The organism is Microcoleus sp. B7-D4 (assembly GCF_036705125.1).
Taxonomy (GTDB): domain Bacteria; phylum Cyanobacteriota; class Cyanobacteriia; order Cyanobacteriales; family Microcoleaceae; genus Microcoleus.
On record NZ_JAUBTT010000262.1, the window covers coordinates 1 to 1,325 of the forward strand.

The 1,325-nt window shown below is 40.9% G+C and carries 1 pseudogene; it reads right to left on the reverse strand.

Annotated features, from left to right (window positions below):
• Positions 1-1,218: pseudogene (locus tag QUB12_RS37360) on the reverse strand (RNA-guided endonuclease InsQ/TnpB family protein); the annotation flags it as partial.
• Positions 1,219-1,325: the final 107 nt, after the last annotated feature.

Here is a 1,325-nt window from a genome sequence, read left to right on the forward strand (position 1 = left end):
CGGATTAACCCGCATTGGCCCAACTACGCAGCTCCCTATCAAGAAAGCTGAACGCATTTGGGATTGCTTTTCTGAGAATGTTGTACGAAGCATTCACGTCAGAATTAATTAATTGACCCGTCGATGTTTTGTACAAACCACGCTTAATCCGTTTACCAGTAAACACAGGCTCTTTTTCTGTTTTACCGTAAACAGGAATTGGATCTAAACCCAGAAAGTTGGAGCGGGACGTGTAGGATTCTTCCTTCACAATTACCGTGATTCCCGCCAACCGAGCTTTGTACTCCAACATTTCAATTAATCGAGAGTGAGGAATGCTGACAAAGTTTTGATTAGTTCTCTTCCCTAACTCGATTTCAGTTTTCCACTGGGCATTCTTGCCAATTACTAACGTCCCAATTTGTTCTGCTGTTAAACGATCAACAATCACACGACTGGTATGATGTAAGTAATTATCTACTTTCTGATTGCGACAGCGTGTTAAGCGCTGAATCCGTGGTGAAGTTTTGCGATTTCCTCTCAATTGGGATTGTAATTTTGCTTGGCGTTTGTTGTAGAACTGGTTGATCGATTTTAAGGGTCGCCCGTTAATCAACAAAGGGATAAATCCCGGTTGATTTGAAGTTAGCGCTACTAAATTATCCAGCCCCAAATCAATACTAGCTACAGAGTTGGCCTCGCCAAGGGTGGACTCCGGTTCATCGTAAATTACCTCAATTACATAGGAATCACATTTCGGAACCAGTCTAACGAAAGCAAACCAGGTCGGGGCTGACTTTGGTTTTAATTGAAAGCTCAGTACCCGAAAGCTTAATGATTCCCTTTTTCAACTGTTTGCTACTAATCGCTTGAATTGTGTAGATGAGAAGGTTTCGCCCTTTGATTTTATCTTTGTACTTTGGCAGTTTTGGGCGACCAGTGAATTTGGAAGAATCAGCCTTGTAAGCTTTAACCGCCTCAAAAAAAGATTTCCAATTCTTGTCTAGCACCATCAAGATTTGCTGGCTGACTTTGGCAGGCAAAGCCTTGTAGGCTTCATGAGACTTCATCAAGCGGTTCATTTCGTTATAACTGACATACTTCCATCCATAAATAAAGCTCTGACGAATGACGTAATTGGCGGCATTGTAGAGGTTTTTGGATTTGAAAGCTAATTCGTCAATTTGGGCGAAACGGTGTTCCGTTGATTTAATGATGTGCCTCTGGAGTTAGTTGCATTTAAGGCTTCCATTTTTTAACCTATGTGTAGTTCACTCGACCACCATGATAATATCATACTACTATTGTTTATAATTGCTTATAAACTCAACGAAGTTTTACAATAC